This is a genomic window from Pseudomonas gingeri, assembly GCF_013386165.1.
In the GTDB taxonomy this organism is placed as follows: domain Bacteria; phylum Pseudomonadota; class Gammaproteobacteria; order Pseudomonadales; family Pseudomonadaceae; genus Aquipseudomonas; species Aquipseudomonas gingeri_C.
The window spans coordinates 1-21,864 of the sequence record NZ_JACAOS010000001.1 but is presented as its reverse complement, the minus strand read 5'-3'; the positions used below and the strand labels follow the sequence as shown (position 1 = coordinate 21,864).

Here is a 21,864-nt window from a genome sequence, read left to right as displayed (position 1 = left end):
TATTTAGTTATGTCACTGATGCTCCAGGAAACCCTGTCGATACCCGATGTCGTGCAACGCATGCTCGACGATGACCGTGCCATCGCGGCGCTGGCCGAGCAATTGGCCACCGCACCGCCGGAGCTGATCATCAGCGTCGCCCGTGGCAGTTCGGATCACGCGGCCGCCTACTTCGGCTACGTCATGATGAGCCAGGTCGGGATTCCCTGGCTGTCGATTCCCCTGTCGCTGGTGAGCCTGCAACAGCCGCCGCTGCGCCTGAAGCACTGTTGGGTCGCCGCCCTGTCGCAATCGGGCAAAAGCCCCGACCTGATCGCCAGCGTGAACTACCTGAAACAGCGCGGCGCGCGCGTGGCGGCCTTCGTCAATACCGCCGAGTCGCCGCTGGCCGCCGCCAGTGACGCCGAGGTGCTGCTGCCGGCCGGGCTGGAACAAAGCGTGGCCGCGACCAAAAGTTATGTCGCCATGTTGATGGCCGGGGTGCAGACCGTGGCAGCACTGGCCGCCAGGCTGGGGCAGGACAACGGCCTCGGTGTCGCCCTGCAGGCATTGCCCGCCGCCCTGACGCAAGCGGTCGACGAGGACTGGTCGCTGGCCCTTGAGGTCTTGCAGTCGGTGGACAAGATGGTGGTGATCGGACGCGGCCCGGCGTTGCCCATCGCCCAGGAGGCGGCGCTGAAACTCAAGGAAACCTCGGGCATCCAGGCCGAAGCCTTTTCCAGCGCCGAGGTCCGCCACGGGCCGATGGAGATTATCGAGGCGGGTTACCCGGTCCTGCTCTTCGCCCCGTCTGGCCCTGAGCAGGCCGGTACCCTGGCATTCGCCGAGGACATGCGCCGGCGCGGCGCCCAGGTTTTGCTGGTCGCACCACCGGGCACGCCCGGCGCGAACTTGACCAGCGTCGCGACAGCCCATCCGTTACTGGAACCGTTCAGCATGATCCAGGGCTTTTACCTGATGGCGGCCAAGCTGGCCGTGCTGCGTGGGCGCAATCCCGATCAGCCACGGTTTCTCAAGAAGGTGACCGAGACGCGGTGACTGCGCAAAATCGACACGGACAGGCTCAGGCGTCGGAAACGCACGAGGCATTGGCTGTTGCTGATGAGCGCAGGCCGAAAAACAACGCGGTCAGGGCTCCGACACTCCCCATCACCGCGCAATAGCCGACACTGACCCACGGGCTCCAGGGCATCAGACCGATCAGCAACAGCGGTGTGGTGCTGGCCCAGAGGGCGTAGGCAATGTTGTAGGTAAAGGAAATGCCGGAGACCCGGATCCGCGCCGGGAACAACGCCACCATCACCGAGGGAACCGCCCCCACGACACCGCAGCTCAGGCCTGCCAGGGCATAGGCCAGGCCAATCCATTCAGCCCCCTGGATCAGGCAGGTGTAGAGCAAGCCGATCCCGAGCGGCAGCAAGGCGCTATAGAACAGCACCGCGCGCCAGGCACCGATGCGATCCACCAAACGCCCGGCCAGGACACAACCAATGTTCAGGAACACGATCCCCAGGCTGCTCAGGGCGAACGTGTGGCTGGCACTCATGCCGAAGGTTTTCTGCATCACGGTCGGGGTCACCACCACCAGCACCACCACCGCCGAGGTCAGGACACAGGTCAGCAGCATCGCCGGCAGAATCGTCCGACGATGACTACGCAACACCGCCTGCAGCGGCACCGTCTCGCCTTCTTCCCGCCGCGCCTGGAGGGCCATGAACACCGGCGTCTCACTGAGCCAGCGGCGTAGCCAGACGCCGATCACGCCAAACACACCGCCCAGCAGGAAGGGAAAGCGCCAGGCGAAATCGAGGATTTCGCCGGGGCTATAGATCCTCGCCAGGGCGGTCGCGGTCAAGGCGCCCAGCAGATAACCGAAGGTCAGCCCCGCCTGCAGGACGCCCAAGGCGTAACCACGGTGACCAGCCGGCGCGTGCTCGGCGACGAAGACCCAGGCACTCGGCACCTCGCCTCCCACCGCCGCGCCCTGCAATACCCGCAGCAGCAACAACAGCAGGGGCGCCCAGTAACCGATCTGGGCATACGTCGGCATGACCCCGATCAGCAGGCACGGCAGGGCCATCATCAGGATGCTCAGGCTGAAGACCCGCTTGCGCCCCAGGCGGTCGGCGAAGTGCGCCATCAGGATGCCGCCCAGCGGGCGCGCCAGATAACCGGTGACAAAAATGCCGAAGCTTTGCAGTACGCGCAGCCATTCGGGCATTTGCGGGGGGAAGAACAGCTCACTGAGGGTCAGCGCAAAAAACATGAAAATGATGAAATCGTAGATTTCCAGCGCACCGCCCAATGCCGCCAGGCCCAGGGTCTTGTAGTCGGACCGGGCAAATCGACGGCTGTGTGGAATGTGATCGGCAGTCATGAAAACACTCTGGCAATGTATTCAGGTACAGCATCGGCCGGTTCTGCAGCCGCTGCGAAAAATCGCAGGATACCTGAGTTTGCCAAGGGCATAGGGCCGACATCGTCGGTGTCCACTAAAGGCAATATCACTCTGCTACTAAAGAGAACCGGAAAATGCCACAGGATTGATTTATCGTGGACACCTGCCCGTGTGTTGCGCCCCCAGCGCCGCGCCTGTGGCTCCCCTAATAAGATCAAGAACAAGAGGACCTTCCCATGGCCGCTGCTATTGAAGCCAGCCGCTACGCCCGCTTTGCCCTGCGCTGCTCGAACTGGGCCGAGCGCTGGTTTCCCGACTCCTGGGTATTTGCCGCCCTGGCGGTGATCGTCGTTGCCCTCGCCACCCTGGCCATCGGCGCCAAGCCGAGCGAAGCCGCGATGGCCTTCGGCGACGGTTTCTGGAGCCTGATTCCCTTCACCATGCAGATGGCCTTCGTGGTGATCGGCGGTTATGTGGTTGCCAGCTCGCCTCCGGCGGTGAAGCTGATCGACCGCCTCGCCCGTATCCCGAAGAATGGCCGCTCGGCAGTGGCCTGGGTCGCGCTGATTTCCATGGTCGCCTCGCTGCTGAACTGGGGCCTGTCCCTGGTCTTCGGCGGTTTGCTGGTTCGCGCCCTCGCGCGTCGCACCGACCTGCGCATGGATTACCGCGCCGCCGGTGCCGCGGCCTACCTGGGCCTGGGTGCCGTCTGGGCCCTGGGACTGTCCTCGTCCGCCGCCCAGCTGCAGGCCAACCCGGCCAGCCTGCCGCCGTCGATCCTGTCGATCACCGGGGTGATCCCCTTCACCCAGACCATCTTTCTCTGGCAGTCCGGCGTGCTCTTGCTGGCACTGATCGTGGTCTCGCTGGTGATCGCCTACGCCACCGCTCCGGGGCCCGATTCGGCCCGGGATGCCAAGGCCTGCGGCGTCGATCCGAGCTTCAACCTGCCGCCGTTGAGCCAGCGCTCACGGCCCGGCGAGTGGCTGGAATACAGCCCGCTGCTGACCATCCTGTTGGCCTTGCTGGCCGCCGGCTGGCTGTTCCACGAGTTCTCGACCAAACCGGCGATCAGCGCCATTTCCGGCCTGAACACCTACAACTTCCTGTTCCTGATGGCCGGTGCGTTGCTGCATTGGCGTCCGCGCAGCTTCCTCGATGCCGTGGCCCGTGCGGTGCCGACCACCACCGGTGTGCTGATCCAGTTTCCCTTGTACGGTTCCATCGCCGCGCTGATGACCACGGTCAAGGGCGCTGATGCCCTGACGTTGGCCCACCACATCTCGACCTTCTTTACCCAGATCGCCTCCCATGACACCTACGCGTTGCTGATGGGGGTGTACTCGGCGGTACTGGGCTTCTTCATTCCTTCCGGTGGCGGCAAGTGGATCATCGAAGCACCCTATGTGATGCAGGTGGCCAATGACCTGAAATACCACCTGGGCTGGGCGGTGCAGATCTACAACGCCGCCGAGGCGCTGCCGAACCTGATCAATCCCTTCTACATGCTGCCGCTGCTCGGCGTGCTGGGTTTGAAGGCACGGGACCTGATCGGTTTCTCCTTCGTGCAACTGCTGGTGCATGCACCGTTGGTACTGTTCCTGCTCTGGGCCCTGGGGACCACCCTGGCCTACAACGGGCCGGTGATGCCATAACCTCGAGGCCTGCAAACCGAGGCAAGAGCGCCGTTATCCGCGCGCTTGTCTCGGCTCGCCACAGCCTGAAAATCATAAAAAAATTTCAATCGTCAAAAACGACGACGCGAATCGCCACAATGCTGAATTGTTGCTGAACGAGCCCACAAGAAGGCAAATTCTTCGGGTCAATGATTAGCATCATGTATTAGGCTATCCGTACAAAGCAGCACGTCCGTACCATCTATTTTTTCCGAGCGTGCCCTGCCCCACCCGTCGTGCTGCAAGGTGGATGAATCATGAACCATTGGAAAGAAGAGCAACTGCAGCGTCTGGGTTCAATACAAGACGAGCAGGAATTGCTCGAGCTCTTGCCCAGCCTGATCTGGCAGTTGGGTTATGCCTACTATCGCTATATCAAATTGAGCCAAGGGGCCGCGCCCTGGATAAGGAACAATTATCCCGAGGAGTGGAACCGCTACTACCAGGAGCACAACCTCCAGGAGATCGACCCGGTACTGACCTGCACCCGGCATTCGCACCTGCCCGTGCTCTGGTCTGCGGAGACCGTTGCCAAGGCACCCGCGTTCTGGGCCAAAAAGCAATCGTTTGGCATGCGCTACGGCTGGTCCCAGGCGGTTCAGCATATCCAGGGTCACCAGAGCATCCTATGCGTTTCCCGCCCCGAGGGTGAAATCGACCACCACGAGTTCCAGCACAAGGCCGGACATATCCTGTGGCTGTGCAATGTCCTGCACGCAGCGGCCACCCGCGAGCGCCTCGCGACATCCTCCCCTCCTTCCCTGTCCCCCCGGGAAGTCGAAGTACTGAAGTGGTCGGGCGCCGGTAAAACCGCACCGGAAATCGCCCTCCTGCTTGAACTCAACGTGCGCACCGTGAACTTCCATATCGCCAACGCGATTACCAAGACCGGCACCACCAATAAAGTCGCGGCGATGGTCGCGGCCATTCAATCCGGGGCCCTGTAGGGTCCACGGAAAAAGCTGACGCTTCGGTAAAATTACCTGGCGCAAACCCTGCCTCATCCCCTCGACAATGGGCATACTGCCCGGCGGCAGAATGGATCTGTCGCTGTTCCGTCATATTGCGTTGCTAAGTTGCGATGCGAAATATTTTGATACGTCAAACCCAGCCAGCAGGAACCCAGGATGAGTGACGAGAAAGACCTCGACCAGTCGCAAGCGCCCGAAACCGATCACCCCACCGACACCAGTCGCCGCCGCTTTCTCGGTGGCGTGGCGGTGCTGGGCGTTGGCGCGACGCTGACCGCCTGCGGTTCCCCAAGCGAACCCGGCAAGCCGGATGCCCGCGAGCTGTCGGGCGCCGAGTTGGACAAGGCGCTGCACGACCAGGTGAAAACCGTGGTGGTGATCTACGCCGAGAACCGCAGCTTCAACAACCTGTTCGCCGAGTTCCCCGGGCTCGAGAAGCCCTTGTCGGCCCTGGCGCCTGCGGATTACCAGCAACATGATCGCGACGGCAGCCTGCTGCAGACGCTGCCACCGGCCTGGGGCGGTGTCCTGCAGATCGGCCCGCAAAGCGTCGACGGCGTGACCTATCCGGCAGAAACCCAGTTCCAGCAAAACCTGCCCAACGCGCCGTATGCCCTCAAGGGCCCGAACGGCGAAGACCTGCCCCTGAGCCTGGTCACCCGCGACCTGTGGCACGTGTTCTACCAGAACCAGATGCAGATCAACGGCGGCAAGAACGACCAGTTCGTCGCCTGGGCCGACTCCGGCGGCCTGACCATGGGTCACTACGCCCAGAACCGTTATTCGCTGCGCCTGTGGGACGTGGCAAAGGAATTCGTGCTCTGCGACAACTTCTTCCAGGGTGCCTTCGGCGGTTCGTTCCTCAACCACCAATACCTGATCAGCGCGGCGGTGCCCTTCTACCCGGACGCCGCCAATTCGGTGGCCAAGCCGCAGATCGCCACGCTGCAAAGCGATAACCCGTTGGACACGCGCCTCAAGCCGTTGGAAAAATCCCCGGCCAGCGCCATGACCGGCGCGCCGCAATTCGGTCCCAGCGCCCTGACTCCGGATGGCTATGCGGTCAACACCATGGCGCCGCCCTACTGGCCGACCTGGATCCGCGACACCGATCACCCCGACTACGCCAAGCCGGGCTTGCCCACTGTGCTGGTGCCCCAGGGCCACGAACACATCGGCGACAAGCTGTCGAAGAAAAACGTCGACTGGGCCTGGTACGCCGGTGCCTGGCAAACCACCCTGGACCAGTTCAAGGACTCGGGCGGCATTCCGAAGATCCCGAACTTCCAGTACCACCACCAGCCGTTCAACTACTTCAAGCAGCAAGGGCCGGAGAATCAAGCCGAGCGTACCAAGCGCCTGCGCGATGGTGGGCTGGGTGAAGACCCGAGCAGCAACAAGTTCCTCGCCGATGCTCAGGCCGGCAAGTTGCCCGCAGTCACCTTCTACAAACCCCAGGGCAACCTGAACATGCACGCCGGTTACGCCGACGTGGCGTCCGGCGACCGGCATATCGACCGCATCCTGAAAGTGCTGCAAGAAAGCCCGCAGTGGAAAAACATGGTGGTGGTCGTCACCGTCGATGAAAACGGCGGCTGGTGGGACCACGTGGCGCCGCCGCAAGGCGATCGCTGGGGCCCGGGCACACGGATTCCGGCCCTGGTGGTCTCGCCCTTCGCCCGCAAGGGCACGGTGGATCACACGGTGTATGACACCGCCTCGATCCTGCGCTTGATCACCCGGGTGTTCCAGTTGGAGAAACTCGACGGGATCAAGCAACGCGATGATGCGATGACGTCCCGTGGTCAGAAACCGATGGGCGATCTGACCAACGCATTGCGCTTCACGGCCTGACGGATATCGCTTCCACCTCGCTCCCCCCACGGGGAGCGAGCCCTCCTTCGGATCGGTCCGACAGCTAATTGCGACAAGCCTTCCTACTTGCGTCAAACCGCGAAAAAAACACCGACTACCGGCTTTTCTAGTGGCCGAACCTGATCCAGTATGGCGCTGCCTCCGCATTGATGAGGCCAACGCTGAAAAGGATCTGAGCATGTCAAAAATCGCTGTATTGACGAGTACCTTAGCGGCGCTCACCCTGAGCACCCTCGCCCACGCCGATGTCGAAATGAAACTGGGCAGCCGGGAACGTGTCACCCAACTCTTCGCCTACCCCAACAACTGCAATGTCATCTGCTATCGCCACTGGACCCTGGAACAGACCGCCGAGCATTACCTGAACCAGAGCGTGCAGCGTGACGGCTATACCAGCGCCAAGGTGACGGTAAAGGACGATGCCGGCCAACTCTATGCGCACTTCAGCGGCGTGCCGAAAGGTTATGACAAACCCCTGGAGCAACTGCTCAATGCCGGCGAGCTGGCCTACAAGGGTGCCTCCAAACTGAATGTCGACGGTAAATGGGCCTACAACTGGTACCTGTTCCTGCCGCTGGGCCTGGCCCTGGATAACCGCAAGAGCGTCGAATTGCTGCATTTCCCACCGGATTACTCACTGACCCAGGCCCAGGACTACCTGGAATCGGCGACCACCGACCGCTGGGCCGAGTTGCTGACCGACAACGGCATCCCCAAGGACCAGACGCCGGGTTACCAGACCATCGTCGACATCGCACCGATTGCCGCGCCGTCCAACGCCGGCAGCACCCTGGAAACGGTCTACAGCTACTTCACCGACTACCAGACCACCATGGTCAAGGAAGTCAGCATTACCGCCAAGGGCACGGCATTGCCGATGGTGGCCTTCGGTGCGCCGGTGCGGAACTGGATCAAGCAGCAATACGGCGCAACCGTCGGCGTGTTGCAGCTGGGTGAAATCAGCCCGACAAAAGGCAGCGTGACGGTGCCGGTACTGGGCTCCAACCACCCGAGCTACATCTGGTACGCGGCGGACCCGGCCAGCTACGGCGGCGACCAGGCAAAAGCCGATGCCGCGGGCTTGAAGGTGATGGGACAGGACTTGAGTGCTGCCTGCTGGCAGGCCGGCATGGGCCAGAAGCCGAGCGGCGATCCGGCGGCGTTGCTGAAAAGCTGTACCGACAACTGGCAGGTGACCAACACGCAGAAAACTTGCGTGCTGTTCTATGAGTCGGTGCGCAAGTTGTCTGAAGCCGATGCCGAGAAGAAGTGCACGACCACGGACGTCAAGACCCAGCTCGATCAGTTGAAGAAACCGGCGCCTGCGCCGATGACCGCACTGCCGGTCATCTGACGAACCAGGCGGGTGTCGGGCGCAGAACCTGTGCTCGACACAATCCTGTAGGAGCCGGCTTGCCGGTGATGGCGTCCGGACAGGCGCCGCAAGGCTCAAGGGCCCCATCGCCGGCAAGCCGGCTCCTACAAGGTTTGCGCCTCAGGGGGCATCCATCGGGCGCAACCGGTATTGCGGCGGCAACTGCTCAATCCCGCTGATGGTGGCGTTCAGGCTCTTCCAACGCCCATCCTTGATCCCGTAGATGCAGCCGTGGATCGACAGGCTCTGCCCACGATGCCAGGCGTTCTGCACAATGGTGGTATGGCCGACGTTGGCCACCTGCTGGATCACGTTCAGCTCGCACAGGCGGTCGACCCGTTCCTCTTCAGTGGGCAACTTTGCCAGCACTTCACGGTTCTCGTAGTACAGGTCGCGAATCGAACGCAACCAGCCATCGATCAGGCCAAACTGGCGATCCTGCATCGACGCCCGGACCCCGCCACAGCCGTAGTGGCCGGTGACCAGGATGTGCTTGACCTTGAGCACATCCACCGCGTACTGGATCACCGACAGGCAATTGAGGTCGGTGTGCAGCACCACGTTGGCCACGTTGCGGTGCACAAACAGATCGCCCGGCAGCATGCCGACGATTTCGTTGGCCGGCACCCGCGCATCGGAACAGCCGATCCAGAGAAACTCCGGAGTCTGCTGACGCGCCAGCTTGGCGAAGAACTCCGGGTCTTCTTCCTTGATCGCAGCAGCCCAGCGCTCGTTGTTATCAATCAGATCCTGTAGTTCGTTCATGCTCTGCCGCCTCAAGATAGTCCGAAGCTATGACACCCGACCCCGGGCTGGGGTCACGTGGAAAATCCTCAGTCAACCAACGTACACGCCATCACCACCGCATCCTCGCGCCCACCCACCGCCGGGTAGTAATCGCGACGACGCCCGACTTCATTGAAACCATAGCGCTCATACAGGCGGAAGGCCGCACGATTGCTGTCGCGCACCTCCAGGAAACACTCCCGGGCCTCGGCCGCATGGGCTCGCGACATCAGGTGCTCAAGCAGGCGCAAGCCCAGGCCACGGCCCTGGCTTTCGGGCTTGACCGTGATATTGAGCAGGTGCGCCTCATCGAGAATGATCTGCACCACGCCATGCCCGACCTGCTGGCTGCCTTCGAACATCAGCCAGATCTGGTACTTGCCCAGGCCATCGAGGAAAATCCCGCGGGTCCAGGGATGGCTGAACGCCGCGTATTCGATCTTCAGGACCGCATCCAGGTCCGCCTCGGTCATCGGGCGAAAACTTACCGCATCACTCATCGTTACTTTTCCATCGCGCCATCAGCCGGCGCATGGCTTGCCAGACATCAGCCTTGCGCTGTGGCTCATCCATCAATAATTCCAGACCGGGCAGCGCCCAGGCCGATCCCAGGCCTTCGACCTGCAGTTCACGGTTATACGACTCGGCATTCGCTTCACCGGCAAAACGCACTGCCGGCAGACCGATCAGCCACAGGCAGGCGCACTCGCCTTCTTCCCGACGGGCCTGGACGAAGCCCTGGACAAAATCCCGTGCGGCGTCCGGGCCCTGGTCGAGGTTGCCACGCACCAGCAGCGGCCAGCGCACCGGCTCGCCGACGATCTGCGGGCTGTCCGGCAGCCCGGCGGCGCGCAGCAGGTCCTTGAGCAGCAGGTAGGCCGGGTCGCGGCTCTGGAACGCTTCGCCTGTGGGTAACTCCACCAGCACCAGGCAACGCCCGGCGCGCAACAGTTGCAGGGCGAAACGCGGCGGCGGGACCTGAGCTACCTTGACCGGGGCCGGCGTCTCTTCAGAGACAACCGCCGGCTTGCTTTGCGCCCGCGGGCTCGACGACGGTCGTGGCACTTCGATCTTCGGCCGTTCGGCGGGCCTGGCCACCGGCTCGGCGGCCTCGCGCGCTTGCGGCACAGGGGCCTGGACCTCGACCAACGGCGCCAGCTCGACAAACAACTCCGGCCGCGACGGCGCGGCGAACGGCAGTTCGGTGCGGGGCAGCCAGTGGACCACCTGCATGGCGGTCAGATAAGCGCGGCGGCGGGACTCGATAAGCAAAGGTCGGCCATCTGTGGATAAGTTGAAAGCAGGGATTCTACCGCCCTTCGGCGAAGATCGCCCGCAGTTGATCGCAAGAACGCCAAGCCTCTGATCAGCTGGGGATAAATCAGACGCCGCATGCAGTACAATCGCTGCTTTTAATTTGCCAACCAGCCGGCCTCTCCCATGATCGAACCCAAGCGCGTCTTGCGCGCCCTCGCCGAGCACTGGGCCCTTCTGGAGCCTCTGTGCGAACACTTCGACCAAGGCACCCTGAGCCTCGGTGAACTGCGCCAGCAACTGGCTGCCCAGCAGCTGGACAGCACGCCCCAGGACATCACCAGCCTGCTGGACGTGTGGATTCGCCTCGACATCCTGGTCCCCGTGGCGAAAAGCCCGAACCGTTTCGAGCTCAACGCCCAGATCCACGACTTCCTCGCCTACCTGCGCCGCGAGCACCGCCTGGGCCTGTGCCTGGAGATCGAAGCCTACCTGCGCCACCTCGAGCGCCTGGCCGGCTATATCCAGGACGCCTTCGACATCCGCGACGGCAACGACCTGGCCCGCCAGCTGCGCCTGCTCGACATGCGCGTACGCGATGTACTGAAAAAGCTCGCCAACGACGAACAGGCCCTGGTGGCGGTCGCCGAACGGGCCAAGACCAGCGACCGGCAGATTCCCCTGCGCCAGCGTTACGCCGAAGTCCTCGCGACCTGGGACGAATACGTCGAACCGATGATCCAGCTGGTGAACGCCGACGGCGCCTTCGAACAAGGCGTGCGCAAGGTCGAGAACGTGCTGCTGCGCATGCTCAGTGAACAGCAGCGCCTCGGCCACCTGGTGGACGATGACATGCTGCTGCGCACCCACGCGCGCATCCTCGAGATGCAGACCAGCGCCCAGTTGACCCTGCGCCACGCCCGCGAACTGCTGCTGCCGCTGCGTGAAGAAGCCCGCCGGCACAACGCCGTGACCCGTGGCGCCGCCCTGGCCCTGTCGGTGATCCGGCGCAAGGGCCTGGACGCCGTACCGCAAGCGGCGATGCCGATGTTCACCCGTCCGCAAAGCACCTTTCTCGGCAGCTCCGGCCAGGTCGAGGCCTATGTCTACGCCCTGGCCCGTTTCGAAGCCAAGCCGTCGCGTTTCCCCAAGGCCCACAAGTCGTCCAGCGGCGGCGAGTCGCCACGGGCGCCGCGCACGGTCAAGGAAATGCTCGAACGCTGCAACGACGCCCTGCCGATGCCGGACCTGATGAGCTGGCTGCTGGAGCAGGAGCCGGAAGGCGCCACCGACGAATTGCTCTACTGGTTCTCGCGCCTGTCGCGGGAAAAACGTTTCCAGCGCGAGCGCCTCGAACGCCGCGACTACCACACACAGGAGCACCAGGTCAGCCTGCGCTCCTTCGCCCTGCTCTCGCGTGCTGAAGAAGCCGGCGAGAATTCCGCGAGCACTCCCCATGCATCTTGATCTTTCCGAACTGTCCCAGCTGGCACCGATCTTTCGCGAGCTGTTCAAGGGTTATCACGTCAGCCGCCGCGACCCGGAGCTGTACGCCCAACTGTCCAACTGCCAGGACCAGTACCGCACGCTGTTCAAGGCCCTGGGTTTCGAACTGGTTTGCGACACCCGGGGTTTCTACTACTTCGTCCCGGACAACGCCGCCGCCCAGGTGAACAAGACCGCCCAGCGCCTGGCGCTGTTCACCTTCATCCTGGTGGAACACCTGGCCGACCAGGGCCGCGACCCGATTGCCGTGCTCGATGGCGGCAGCCTCGGGCGTGACGAACTGCCGTCGCTGCTGGAGAAGTACCGCGACCTGTTCGTCCAGGCCGAAGTCACCACCCAGGAGGAGCTGGAAGAGAAGATCATGCGCCGCATGACCCAGCTCGGTTTTGCCCTCGAGGAACCCGGTATCTACCGTTTCCTGCCGCCGATGCACCGCTTCCTCGATGTCTGCCTGTCGGTCCAGCAGGACCGTGACATGGCCGCCAGCCTGCACAGCGTGCTGCCGTTGCCGACGCCCGTGCTGGTGGATGACGACAGCGACGAAAAACTGCTGGAAACCGATGACCCGCTGGACCTCAGCGAATTCGTCGAGCCCACCGAAGAAAGTGAAGAAGACGCGCTGGCCCGGGCCATTGCCGCCGAGCAACAGGAGATGGACGCATGAGCCAGGAACGCTACGGTATTCGCCGCTTCGCCCTGCTGAACACGGCCGGCTACAGCCTCGGCCTGTTTCCCCTGGAACATCCGCTGTCGGTCTACGGCGCGAACAACCTGGGTAAATCGGCCTCGATCAACGCCTTGCAGTTCCCGATCCTGGCGCGCATGTCGGACATGAGCTTCGGCAAGTACAGCCTGGAACAATCACGGCGGTTCTACTTCGCCACCGACACCAGCTACATCCTCGTCGAAGTCGCGCTGCCCCACGGCCCCCACGTCATCGGCGTGGTCGGACGCGGCCCCGGCGGCGGTTTCGGCCACCAGTTCTTCGCCTATGCCGGACGCCTGGACCTGGCCCACTACCAGAAAGACGACACCTGCCTGCGTCAGAAGGAGCTGTTCAACAACCTCGAGCGCAACGGCCTGAAAGCCTACGAGCTCAAGCCCGATGAACTGCGGCGCCTGCTGGTCGGCGGTCACACCTCGATTCCCCTGGACCTGACGCTGATCCCGCTGCGCTCCACCAGTGAACAGAGCCTGAAAACCTTCCGCGCTTTGTTCATCAACCTGCTGCACATGCGCGAGATCACTGCGGCCAAGCTCAAGCAGCTGTTCCTCGATGCTTTCGAGCACAGTCTGCGTTCCGGCAGCGTCGACTATATCGCCGCCTGCGAAGAAGCCTTCCGCGATGTGCGACGCATGGAGCAGGACTACAACGCCATGGTCGCCGCCGGTCCCCTGGTCGAGGCGCTGGCCTCCGGGGTACGCCAACGCGAAGTGCTGCGCGGCAAGCTGCACCGTATCTCGCCGCTGCTGGACTCGTTGCTCGGCACCTGGTCGGACTACGCCGGTGCGCGCAAGGAAGAGCTGCTGATCCAGTCCGAGCATTACCGCAATGAACAGGACGCCCTGCAGAACGACCAGCGCAGCAGCACCCAGGAGCTGATGCGCCTGGAACGGGCGGTCAGCGATCTGCAACGCTGGCTCGGCGAGCTGTCGGTGCTCAAGCATCGCTTCGCCCTGGTCACTGATGTGAAGGTGCTGGAACAGCAACTGCTGGCGGCCAAGGATGCCCACGACGAACTCGCCGGCGCCCTGGCCCAGTCCCGGCAGTTCAGTGCCGAGGACCTGGAAGAGCGCCTGCGCGACCTGGAAAAACGCCTGAAGTCGGTGAAACAGCAACTCGATCACGCCGACAACAACAGCTATGCACGGCTGCGCGAAGAGTTCTCGCAGCAGGATGTCGAGCGCCTGATGCGCCTGTTCAACAGCGCCCTGTTCAGCTTGCCCCTGGGCGAACACGGGATTGCCCTGGACGAGGAAGGTGAGTGGGTCAAATCCATGGAACTGATCCTCGACGGTTTCAAGGGCGAGCGCTTCGAAGTGCCGGGCCTGTCCATCGACCTGTCCCATATCGAGCCACCGGCGCTGCAAGCCCTGGTGGATCGCGCCGCGTTGCGCGACCAGAAGGAGCGCCTGGAGAAAGAGCTCAAGCAGGCGAAAACCCAACAGGCCGTTGCCGCCGACCGGGCCGCGAGCAAGACCCAGACCGAAGCGCTGTACCAGCAGGTGCTGGATGCGCAGAAAGCCCTGGAAGACTTCCGTCGCGCCCAGACCCTGGGCGCCGAGGAAAGCGACAAGCTGGAGCAGTTGGCACAGCTGGAAGCCGCCCAGGATGAACTCAAGCGTTCCAGCGACGCTTTCACCGAACGTGTCCAGCAACTGTCGGCCAAACTGCAACTGGTGGGCCGGCAGATCGGTGACATGGAAGCCAAGCAGCGCACCCTCGACGACGCCCTGCGCCGTCGCCAGTTGCTGCCGGCCGACCTGCCGTTCGGCACGCCGTTCATGGACCCGATCGACGACTCCATGGACAACCTGTTGCCGCTGCTCAACGACTACCAGGACAGCTGGCAGGGCTTGCAGCGGGTCGACGGGCAGATCGACGCGCTCTACGCCCAGGTACGTCTCAAGGGCGTGGCCAAGTTCGACAGCGAGGACGACGTCGAACGCCGCCTGCAACTGCTGATCAACGCCTATGACCACCGCACCGATGAAGCCCTGACCCTGGGCAAGGCCCGCCGCGCGGCGGTGACCGATATCGCCCGGACCCTGCGCAATATCCGCAGCGACTACGACAGCCTGGAACACCAGTTGGCGCTGTTCAACCGCGAGATCAACAAGCGCCAGGTGTCCAACCTGCAAAGTTTCCGCATCGTCCTGGCGCCGAACAAGGACGCCCTCAAGCACATCGACCAGATCATCCACAGTGCCGGCCAGTACGAAGAAGGCGAGACGCTGTCGGTATTCGACCTGAGCCAGAGTGCCGAGCAGGACAACAAGAACGAAGAGGCCAAGGAATACCTGGCGCGACTGGTGGCGGCGAACCACAACCAGTTGGGCTTGAAGGACCTGTTCGAGCTGGCGTTCGAGATCACCAAGGTCAACGGCCAGCCGGTGATCCACACCGACATCGACGGCGCGGCGTCCAACGGCACGACCATGACCATCAAGGCGCTGACCAACATGTACCTGTTGCTGCACCTGATGGATCGTGACCAGGCCGGGCGCGTGCGTCTGCCGTACTACCTCGACGAGGCGGCGGACATCGACGAACGCAACCAGGCGGCGCTGCTGGAGACCAGCCTGCAACTGGGCTTCGTACCGATCCTGGCGAGCGTGAAACCCCAGGTCTCGGCGCACGTGGCCATCGACCTGGAAGGTGGCAGCGGGCCGAACGGGATCTATATCGACGAAGCGGACTGGAAGTACATCCGCCGGCACGATGAGGTTCGCGCACCACGCTTGAGTGAAGCGGCGGAACCGGAGCTGGACGAGGTCTGATTCAAGAAGCCGGAAAGCAAAAGGCCGCGATCATTGATCGCGGCCTTTTCATTCCCGGTATCGGTTACTTGCCGAGACTGATCTTCGGCGCCCAGGTCAGCCACTCATCCTCGAACTTGTCGAACAACGGGAAGGTCTGCAGCGGTCGCGCCGCCACACCCATGCGCTCGCCATCCGGCGTCGCGAAGGCGATCCCGCCCTGGATCAGCGTCTCCAGCGACTCGGTCCGTACCGTCGCGCCCTTGAACAAGCCGAAGTCGACACCGAACCCACTGGTGTTCCAGAAACGGCTGCCACCGCGCACCAACGGCGCATAACGTGGCTCGATCAGGATATGGATCAATACCCGATCCGCCGTGGCTCCCAACTCATACCCCGTGACCTTGCCCACCGTCACCTCGCGGTAAGTCACCGGTACGCCTTCCTTCAGCGAACCGCGCCGCGCGGCGCTCAGGGTCAGGCTCAAGCCGGCCTGGGGCACGGCCGCATCCGGCGGGTCCTTGAGCGCGACAAAATCCTTCTGCACGCCGAGCTTCTTCGTCGCCGGCTGCACTTCGAGGTACTGGCCGGTGACCAGGGTTTCCAGGTTGGCGGTCTTGATCAGACCCAACTCCGGCTTCACCACCCAGAACTGACTGCCAACCCGGGCGATACGCTCCGGCACTTCGGTGATCCGCGCCGAGAGCAGCACCGACTGCAAGTCATCGCTCAGGTCGACGCTTTCAATCTTGCCCACATCCAAACCTTTGAAGCGGATCGGCGTGCCACTGCGCAAGCCGTCGGCACGGTCGACCCGAATGGTGATCAGGGTGCCTTGCTGCTGTGCATCATCATGGTTGGGGAACAGACGGAAACGCGGAATACGTTTCTGCAGCGGCGCTTTATCCTGTGGCGTTTCGAAGGCGATGCCGCCGGCCATCAGGCTTTGCAGCGATTCGCTTTTCACCTGGATACCGCCGGTCAGGCCACCGCTCAGGGTGATGCCACTGGCATTCCAGAAGCGACTCGAGGCGTTGACCAGGTTTTCGTATTCCTTCTCGATATGGACGCCGATAATCACTTGCTTGCGGGTACGGGAGAACTGGTAGCTCTGCACCGAGCCGACCCGCACCTGGCGATAGAGCACCGGGCTGCCGACGTCCAGGGAACCGAGGTTGTCGGTGAACAACACCATGTGCAGCCCCGGCGAGCGCAGGTCGAGGGGCGGCGCCTTGGCCCGGGCCTCGAACTCGCGTTGCGGGTGACCGCCTTTGTCGCCAGGACGAATGGCAATGTAGTTACCTTTGACCAGGGCTTCGATGCCCGTGATACCGGCCAGGGAAATCGACGGCTTGACCACCCAGAACTGGGTGCCGTCCACCAGGTAGTCTTCCGCCAGCGGGTCGAGGGTCAGCTCGGCGTTGGCGCTGGACAGGTCGGGATCGATCTTCAGGGTTTTCAGACTGCCGACCTGGATGCCTTTGTACATCACTGGCGTACGCCCGGCCTGCAAGCCTTCGAAGTCGCTGAGTTTCACCTTGACCCGGATCCCCGCCTGGGCGGCGTCGAAGTCCTCGTAAAGGCGGAACGGCAGGCTCGGATCGGTGGGCGGGCTGTCTTTGCGATTCTCCGGCGTGGCGAAGGCGATCCCCCCGGCGACGATGCTCGCCAGGGACTCGCTACGTACTTTCACCCCGGACAGGTTGGCGTCGATGCTGATGCCACTGGCGTTCCAGAAACGTGTGTGTTTGCGCACCAGGTTGGCGTAGGTCGGTTCGATAAAGACCTTGAGCTCGACCATGTTCTGGTCAGCGGACAGTGCATAACTTTTGATCTGGCCAACCTGGATCTGCTTGTAGAACACCGGGCTGCCCCGGTTCAACGAGCCCAGGCGGTCGGCCTTGATGGTGATGTGCAGGCCCGGCTTGAGGTCCGACAGCGGCGGCTCCTGGTTCAAGGCCTTGAACTTGCGCTCCGGCTCGCCATCCCCGGGGCTGACCGCGATGTAGTTGCCGGACACCAGGGTATCCAGGCCGGTAATCCCTGCCAGGGTCACGCTGGGCTTGACCAGCCAGAAGCGAGTATTGGTGCGCAGGGACGACTCGACGTCCTTGTTCATCTCAATGGTGGCGAGCACACCTTTGGTGTTGCCTTCGACATCCAGGCTCAGGGCCTTGACCTTGCCGATGGGCATGCCCTTGTAGACGATCTCGGTCTTGTTGGCCTGGATGCCCTCGCCGCTTTCGAAGCGCACCTGGATTTCGATGCCGGTCTGGTTGTAGGCACGCCAGCCGAGCCAGCCGCCAATGATCAGGGCAATCAACGGCAGGACCCAGACGGCCGACCAGGTCGAGGCCGGACGGGTTTTGGCTTTTGGCAAATCACTCATGGTCGTCGTCCGACTCCGTGTTGTCCCAGATGAGTCGGGGATCGAAAGTTACTGCGGCAAGCATCGTCAATATCACCACACTGGCAAAGGCTATTGCGCCGAAATTGGCTTCGACGCTGGCAATTCTGCCAAAGTTCACCACCGCCACCAGGATGGCGATCACAAAGATATCCAACATTGACCAACGGCCAATGAACTCGATGAAACGGTACATGATGATCCGCTGCCGGGCCGACAGCGGCTGGCGGCGCTGCACCGAGAACAACAACAGGGCAATGCCCACCAACTTGAACGTCGGCACCAGGATACTGGCGACAAACACCACCGCGGCGATGGGAAACATGCCGTGCTGCACCAGGGTGATGACCCCGGACATGATGGTACTCGGGTCACCCTTGCCCAGGGAGCTGACGGTCATGATCGGCAGCATATTGGCCGGAATGTAGAGAATCGCCGAGGTCAGCAGCAGCGCCCAGGTCCGCATCAGGCTGTTGGGACGCCGAGGGTGCACCCAGGCACCGCAACGGGTACAGACCTGCTCGTCGCTGTCTTCTTCCTGCCGGTTCAGCTCGTGGCATTCCGTGCAGATCAGGATGCCTGCATCAATCGCCCGCATGTTCGTCCTCTCCCGATAATGCCTGCCAGATCTGGTGGGGCGACATGACCACCTCCAGCAGCACTTGGACCAGCAGTAAAGCGACAAAACAGGCCAAGCCCAATCCGAGGCTCAGCTCCGCCAGGTCGGCCAGTTTGACAATCGCCACCAGCACACCCATGAGATAGACCTCGAGCATGCCCCAATCGCGCAGGTGGTGGTAAATGCGGTACAGCAACAAGCCGTAGCTACGCCCGATATTCCAGCGAATGCTCAACAGCACGGCCAACTGGCAGAGCAACTTGAGCAGGGGAACCCCCATGCTGCACAGGAACACCACCACGGCGACGCCGGACATGCCGGTATGGTACAAGCCCAGTACGCCGCTCCAGACCGTGTCGTCGGAACTGCGGCCCAGAAGATTGAGCTGCATGATCGGTAAAAAGTTCGCCGGGACATAGAGCAGGAGTGCGGCGATCACCAGGGCCAGGCTGCGTTCGACGACATTGTGACGATGGGCGTAGAGTTCATAGCCACAACGTGGGCACTGGGCTTTCTCGCCGAGGCCCAACTCGGGCTTGCGCATCAGCAGGTCGCATTCGTGACAGGCCACCAGCTCGTCCAGGGGCAGCTCCGAGACCTGGGGGGTGTCAACCGGATCCGGCATAAGTAGGGGCTCAGGCTCTGTAGAAGATTGCGCCTATTCTAGTGCTCCAGCCCGAAAATAACTGTGCAAATTTGTCGGGGAGCGGTCGCTCTTTGGTCAGGGATTGGTCTGGAAACCCGCAGAGACAATCGATTACCCGGCGAAGCCCTACCAACCAAACTTGAGCTCTACCCCCAGATAGTTGCTGTCATGCCCACCCGCATTGCGCAGGCTCTGGCCGATCTGGTAGTGCACGGCTTCGATGGCGCCTGTCAGGTTGGCGCTAAAGGCATAGTCGGTGCGCATCTGTCCGTAGGCACCCGTCCAGCGATTACCTTGTCCCGCAGTACCTGAAACCGGCAGGTTGGGCTGCACGTACACCGCGTCCTCCGTGGTTTGCCGCCATAGCAGGCCGACAGCGGTCATGACACTCAACTTGCTGATGGGGGTAACGGTGATCGAGGGTTTGACGTGAATCAGGTTGGCGTAACCGGTGTAACCCGCCAACGAAAAGTAGTAGCCGTTGGGGAACAGCGGGTTGAAGGTGCCCAGGGTCTGGTCTCCCGGATGGGAGTCACCTGAGGCGATATCCATTTGAATCCCGACCCGAGGTCGCCAGGGCAAGGTGCTCAAGGTGTAGCCGGCCCGCGAGCCGGCGGCCCATGCACGAATGGTCTTCGCTCCCACCGAGCCGGATTGGCCCATGCCTTCGATATCCCAATCAAAACCTGCTGCGGCCCCGGCAAACCGGGCGTCGAACACATTTCGGTGCTCGTTGCCGCTGGCATCCAGGTAGCGGGCGGCATCGTGCTCATAGAGTGCGTAGTAGGCCGATAACTCGTTCCCTCCCCAGACCAGACGTTCGGCACGAAGCATATGAAACTGAAAGGTGCTGTCAGATTTATCGTCAAAAGGACGATCATCGAAGTACTGCACAGGTCTGCTGACGAAACCACTGAAGCGCCAGGTCCCGGTTTCCCAGTTGGCCCATGCCGCGTCGAAGGACTGGCGAACGTTCGGGCCGTCGCGAGAAGACACGAAACGCTGCAAGTCGAAGGCAAAATCCTGTCGGCCAACTCGGGCTTTCAGGGTATTGCTATCGAACTTTCGGGTGTACTCCAAAAACGCCAGACGCAAGTCGGCTCGGTCCTGATCGGCGGACGACAGGGTCGTTTTGTCATACGCCCTGGCGTCTTCCAACTGGGTAAAGAGTCGCCAGTGCTCGTTAAAGTGCAGATCGGCATGGACTTGAAACCGTTGCAACAGATAACTATCCCGGGCAACGCCCTTGCTACCAAACCCGCTCGCGTCGTTTGACTCGAAACGCTCCCTGAGCGTGGCCCCGAGCGACAGGTAAGTCGCAGGGTTGTAGGAGGACAGCGAGATATATTTAAGGCTGTCCAGCGGCTCGGTGTGCAGTTGTAGATTGACCAGCGCTGACCAGTCCTCCTGCCAACGATTGGCTTTGATTGCAGGTCGCGACGGGCTTGCCTCGACAGGTGTGTTCAGCGCGGACGTTGCGTCGGTATTGCTCTGCTCCTCAGGCGTGGCGAGAGCAATGGGTGCGACCAAAGGCAATACCAGCAACAAGCAGCGACTGGCGACGCGGTAATAAAGCGTTTTCGGGGGATTGACCATCTGGATTGTTCTCGTAGAGGCCGTTGACGCAGGCACACCGGTAATCGCTGCCTGCGCCTTGAACGTGCCCCCTGGGTTAGCCCGCAGCAGACAGTTGATGGATTTCCGCTACATAACCGCCTGGGAACATCACCACTGCCGCCGTCCGGGCACCCGTCGTGAAGGGTTCGACGATCACGGTCGCGTCGGCGGCCTTGGCCTTGGCCAGGGTGTCCTGGAGGTTGCCAACCTCATAACCGGTGGTCTCATGACCGAAGGGGTAAGGCAGGTGACCATCGGTGACCAGCACGGTCATCTTGCCAAAGTCGGATTCGATTCTGACCCGGCGGTAGGTGTCCGCAGGCCTGCCGATCTCCACCCCTGGCGCGTTATTGACGTCACTGACGACCTTGCCCCGGGAGAACGTCGTGAACGCTTTGATATAGGCCGAGGCACGCTGCGCCGAGACATAAATCCGATTCTCGGGAACGGTCTGGAATGGCGCATAACTAGGTGGAGTGTTATGCCAGTAAAGCTGCATGTTCACGCCGCCTGGCCATTGGATGACGACATCACGTCCAATCGGATCGGGAAAAGCCGCCACGATCACATCCGCACCGGCCTTTTTCGCCTCGCTGATCGCCTTGTCGAGATCCTTGACCAGGTAGCCCGAGCGCTCGGCACCAAAGGGTGTCGGCACAGGGGTTTTGAAGCCGAACAGCGACACCGTGCCGACCGGCGTCTGCAGCAGTTGCGAGGTGGTGCTGCTGGGCGTCGGCGTGACCGTTGCAACGACCTGCGGAGTGCTTGTGCCGCCAAACGTCGCCAGGAAGCTGTGGACGAATCGGTCAACGTCCGTCGGCGCCACATAGACATGCGAAGTGTCGTATTGGGGAGCTACTGCGACACTCGAAGGGCCGGACGCGGCAAACGCTGCGCTGGGGGCAACGACAGCTGCCAGTGGCCCAGCCAGCCCGAACAAGGCAGTTGAAATAACAAGGAATCCTGTACGCATGCGTCTCTCCTGAAAGATAGGCAGCCTCTACTGCCGATGTGCGCAGTAAGTCAGGAAAAACAGTGGGTTGCTTGTACACCTGTGCTACGTCTCAAGGCCCCGGCAGGAACATCTCCTTGTGGTGCACACGCCGACTTGTAGGAGCGAGCTTGCTCGCGATGGGGCCCTTGAACCTTGCAGTGCTCTCCCTGCCGCTATCGCGAGCAAGCTCGCTCCTACATGGGAGGCGTGGTGTTCTTTTGGTTTTTCAGGCGCAAAAACAAAACCCCAATCGCTTTCGC

17 protein-coding genes are annotated in these 21,864 nt (G+C 62.3%); 8 read left to right on the top strand and 9 right to left on the bottom strand.

What is annotated here, in order from left to right:
* Positions 1 to 9 precede the first annotated feature (9 nt).
* Positions 10 to 1,038, top strand: a complete 1,029-nt coding sequence (locus HX866_RS00085) for an SIS domain-containing protein (RefSeq protein WP_177137684.1) — start codon at positions 10 to 12, stop codon at positions 1,036 to 1,038.
* A gap of 25 nt (positions 1,039 to 1,063) precedes the next feature.
* Here the strand turns inward: HX866_RS00085 and HX866_RS00080 are convergent, their stop codons facing one another.
* Positions 1,064 to 2,377 carry an MFS transporter gene (locus HX866_RS00080; RefSeq protein WP_177093298.1) on the bottom strand — a complete coding sequence of 438 codons (1,314 nt, stop codon included), beginning with the start codon at positions 2,375 to 2,377 and terminating at the stop codon, positions 1,064 to 1,066.
* 257 nt (positions 2,378 to 2,634) lie between these two features.
* Between HX866_RS00080 and HX866_RS00075 the strand changes: the two genes are divergently transcribed.
* From HX866_RS00075 to HX866_RS00060, 4 genes are all read left to right on the top strand, one after another.
* Positions 2,635 to 4,053 carry a short-chain fatty acid transporter gene (locus HX866_RS00075; RefSeq protein WP_177104733.1) on the top strand — a complete coding sequence of 473 codons (1,419 nt, stop codon included), beginning with the start codon at positions 2,635 to 2,637 and terminating at the stop codon, positions 4,051 to 4,053.
* 278 nt (positions 4,054 to 4,331) lie between these two features.
* Positions 4,332 to 5,021 carry an autoinducer binding domain-containing protein gene (locus tag HX866_RS00070; protein ID WP_177104735.1) on the top strand — a complete coding sequence of 230 codons (690 nt, stop codon included), beginning with the start codon at positions 4,332 to 4,334 and terminating at the stop codon, positions 5,019 to 5,021.
* A 180-nt stretch (positions 5,022 to 5,201) separates the two neighbouring features.
* Positions 5,202 to 6,899 carry an acid phosphatase gene (locus HX866_RS00065; protein ID WP_177137682.1) on the top strand — a complete coding sequence of 566 codons (1,698 nt, stop codon included), beginning with the start codon at positions 5,202 to 5,204 and terminating at the stop codon, positions 6,897 to 6,899.
* A gap of 199 nt (positions 6,900 to 7,098) precedes the next feature.
* Positions 7,099 to 8,274, top strand: coding sequence for a hypothetical protein (locus HX866_RS00060; RefSeq protein ID WP_177104737.1), 1,176 nt, complete (start codon positions 7,099 to 7,101; stop codon positions 8,272 to 8,274).
* A gap of 141 nt (positions 8,275 to 8,415) precedes the next feature.
* Here the strand turns inward: HX866_RS00060 and can are convergent, their stop codons facing one another.
* The 3 genes from can to HX866_RS00045 all read right to left on the bottom strand — a co-directional run bounded on the left by can (position 8,416) and on the right by HX866_RS00045 (position 10,353).
* Positions 8,416 to 9,060: a carbonate dehydratase gene (gene can / locus HX866_RS00055; protein WP_177093304.1), complete on the bottom strand. Its 645-nt coding sequence runs from the start codon at positions 9,058 to 9,060 to the stop codon at positions 8,416 to 8,418.
* 68 nt (positions 9,061 to 9,128) lie between these two features.
* Positions 9,129 to 9,581: a ribosomal protein S18-alanine N-acetyltransferase gene (rimI, locus tag HX866_RS00050; RefSeq protein WP_100942348.1), complete on the bottom strand. Its 453-nt coding sequence runs from the start codon at positions 9,579 to 9,581 to the stop codon at positions 9,129 to 9,131.
* On the bottom strand, positions 9,574 to 10,353 hold the full coding sequence (locus tag HX866_RS00045) for an energy transducer TonB (RefSeq protein ID WP_177125696.1): 780 nt from the start codon (positions 10,351 to 10,353) through the stop codon (positions 9,574 to 9,576). Before HX866_RS00045 ends, rimI begins: the two co-directional genes overlap by 8 nt.
* Before the next feature lie 168 nt (positions 10,354 to 10,521).
* Here HX866_RS00045 and mksB point away from each other — a divergent pair, with 168 nt between their 5' ends.
* The 3 genes from mksB to mksF are packed head-to-tail and all read left to right on the top strand — an operon-like array spanning position 10,522 to position 15,342.
* Positions 10,522 to 11,802, top strand: coding sequence for an Mks condensin complex protein MksB (mksB, locus tag HX866_RS00040; RefSeq protein ID WP_177137680.1), 1,281 nt, complete (start codon positions 10,522 to 10,524; stop codon positions 11,800 to 11,802).
* On the top strand, positions 11,792 to 12,505 hold the full coding sequence (gene mksE, locus HX866_RS00035) for an Mks condensin complex protein MksE (protein WP_177093307.1): 714 nt from the start codon (positions 11,792 to 11,794) through the stop codon (positions 12,503 to 12,505). The genes mksB and mksE overlap by 11 nt, the downstream gene beginning before the upstream one ends.
* Complete coding sequence (mksF, locus tag HX866_RS00030) at positions 12,502 to 15,342, top strand: Mks condensin complex protein MksF (RefSeq protein ID WP_177137678.1); 2,841 nt, start codon at positions 12,502 to 12,504, stop codon at positions 15,340 to 15,342. Before mksE ends, mksF begins: the two co-directional genes overlap by 4 nt.
* 64 nt (positions 15,343 to 15,406) lie before the next feature.
* Here mksF and HX866_RS00025 read toward each other — a convergent pair whose 3' ends face one another.
* The 5 genes from HX866_RS00025 to HX866_RS00005 form a co-directional block, all read right to left on the bottom strand.
* Complete coding sequence (locus tag HX866_RS00025) at positions 15,407 to 17,710, bottom strand: PqiB family protein (protein ID WP_177093309.1); 2,304 nt, start codon at positions 17,708 to 17,710, stop codon at positions 15,407 to 15,409.
* A complete protein-coding gene (locus HX866_RS00020) occupies positions 17,703 to 18,326 on the bottom strand; it encodes a paraquat-inducible protein A (RefSeq protein ID WP_177093310.1) in 624 nt (207 codons plus the stop codon). The genes HX866_RS00025 and HX866_RS00020 overlap by 8 nt, the downstream gene beginning before the upstream one ends.
* Positions 18,313 to 18,972 (bottom strand): paraquat-inducible protein A, encoded by a 660-nt coding sequence (locus HX866_RS00015; protein WP_177093311.1) that lies wholly within the window; start codon positions 18,970 to 18,972, stop codon positions 18,313 to 18,315. Before HX866_RS00015 ends, HX866_RS00020 begins: the two co-directional genes overlap by 14 nt.
* 147 nt (positions 18,973 to 19,119) lie before the next feature.
* On the bottom strand, positions 19,120 to 20,589 hold the full coding sequence (locus HX866_RS00010; RefSeq protein WP_177137676.1) for an alginate export family protein: 1,470 nt from the start codon (positions 20,587 to 20,589) through the stop codon (positions 19,120 to 19,122).
* Positions 20,590 to 20,665: 76 nt separating this feature from the next.
* Positions 20,666 to 21,583: a glyoxalase gene (locus HX866_RS00005; RefSeq protein ID WP_177137674.1), complete on the bottom strand. Its 918-nt coding sequence runs from the start codon at positions 21,581 to 21,583 to the stop codon at positions 20,666 to 20,668.
* Positions 21,584 to 21,864 lie beyond the last annotated feature (281 nt).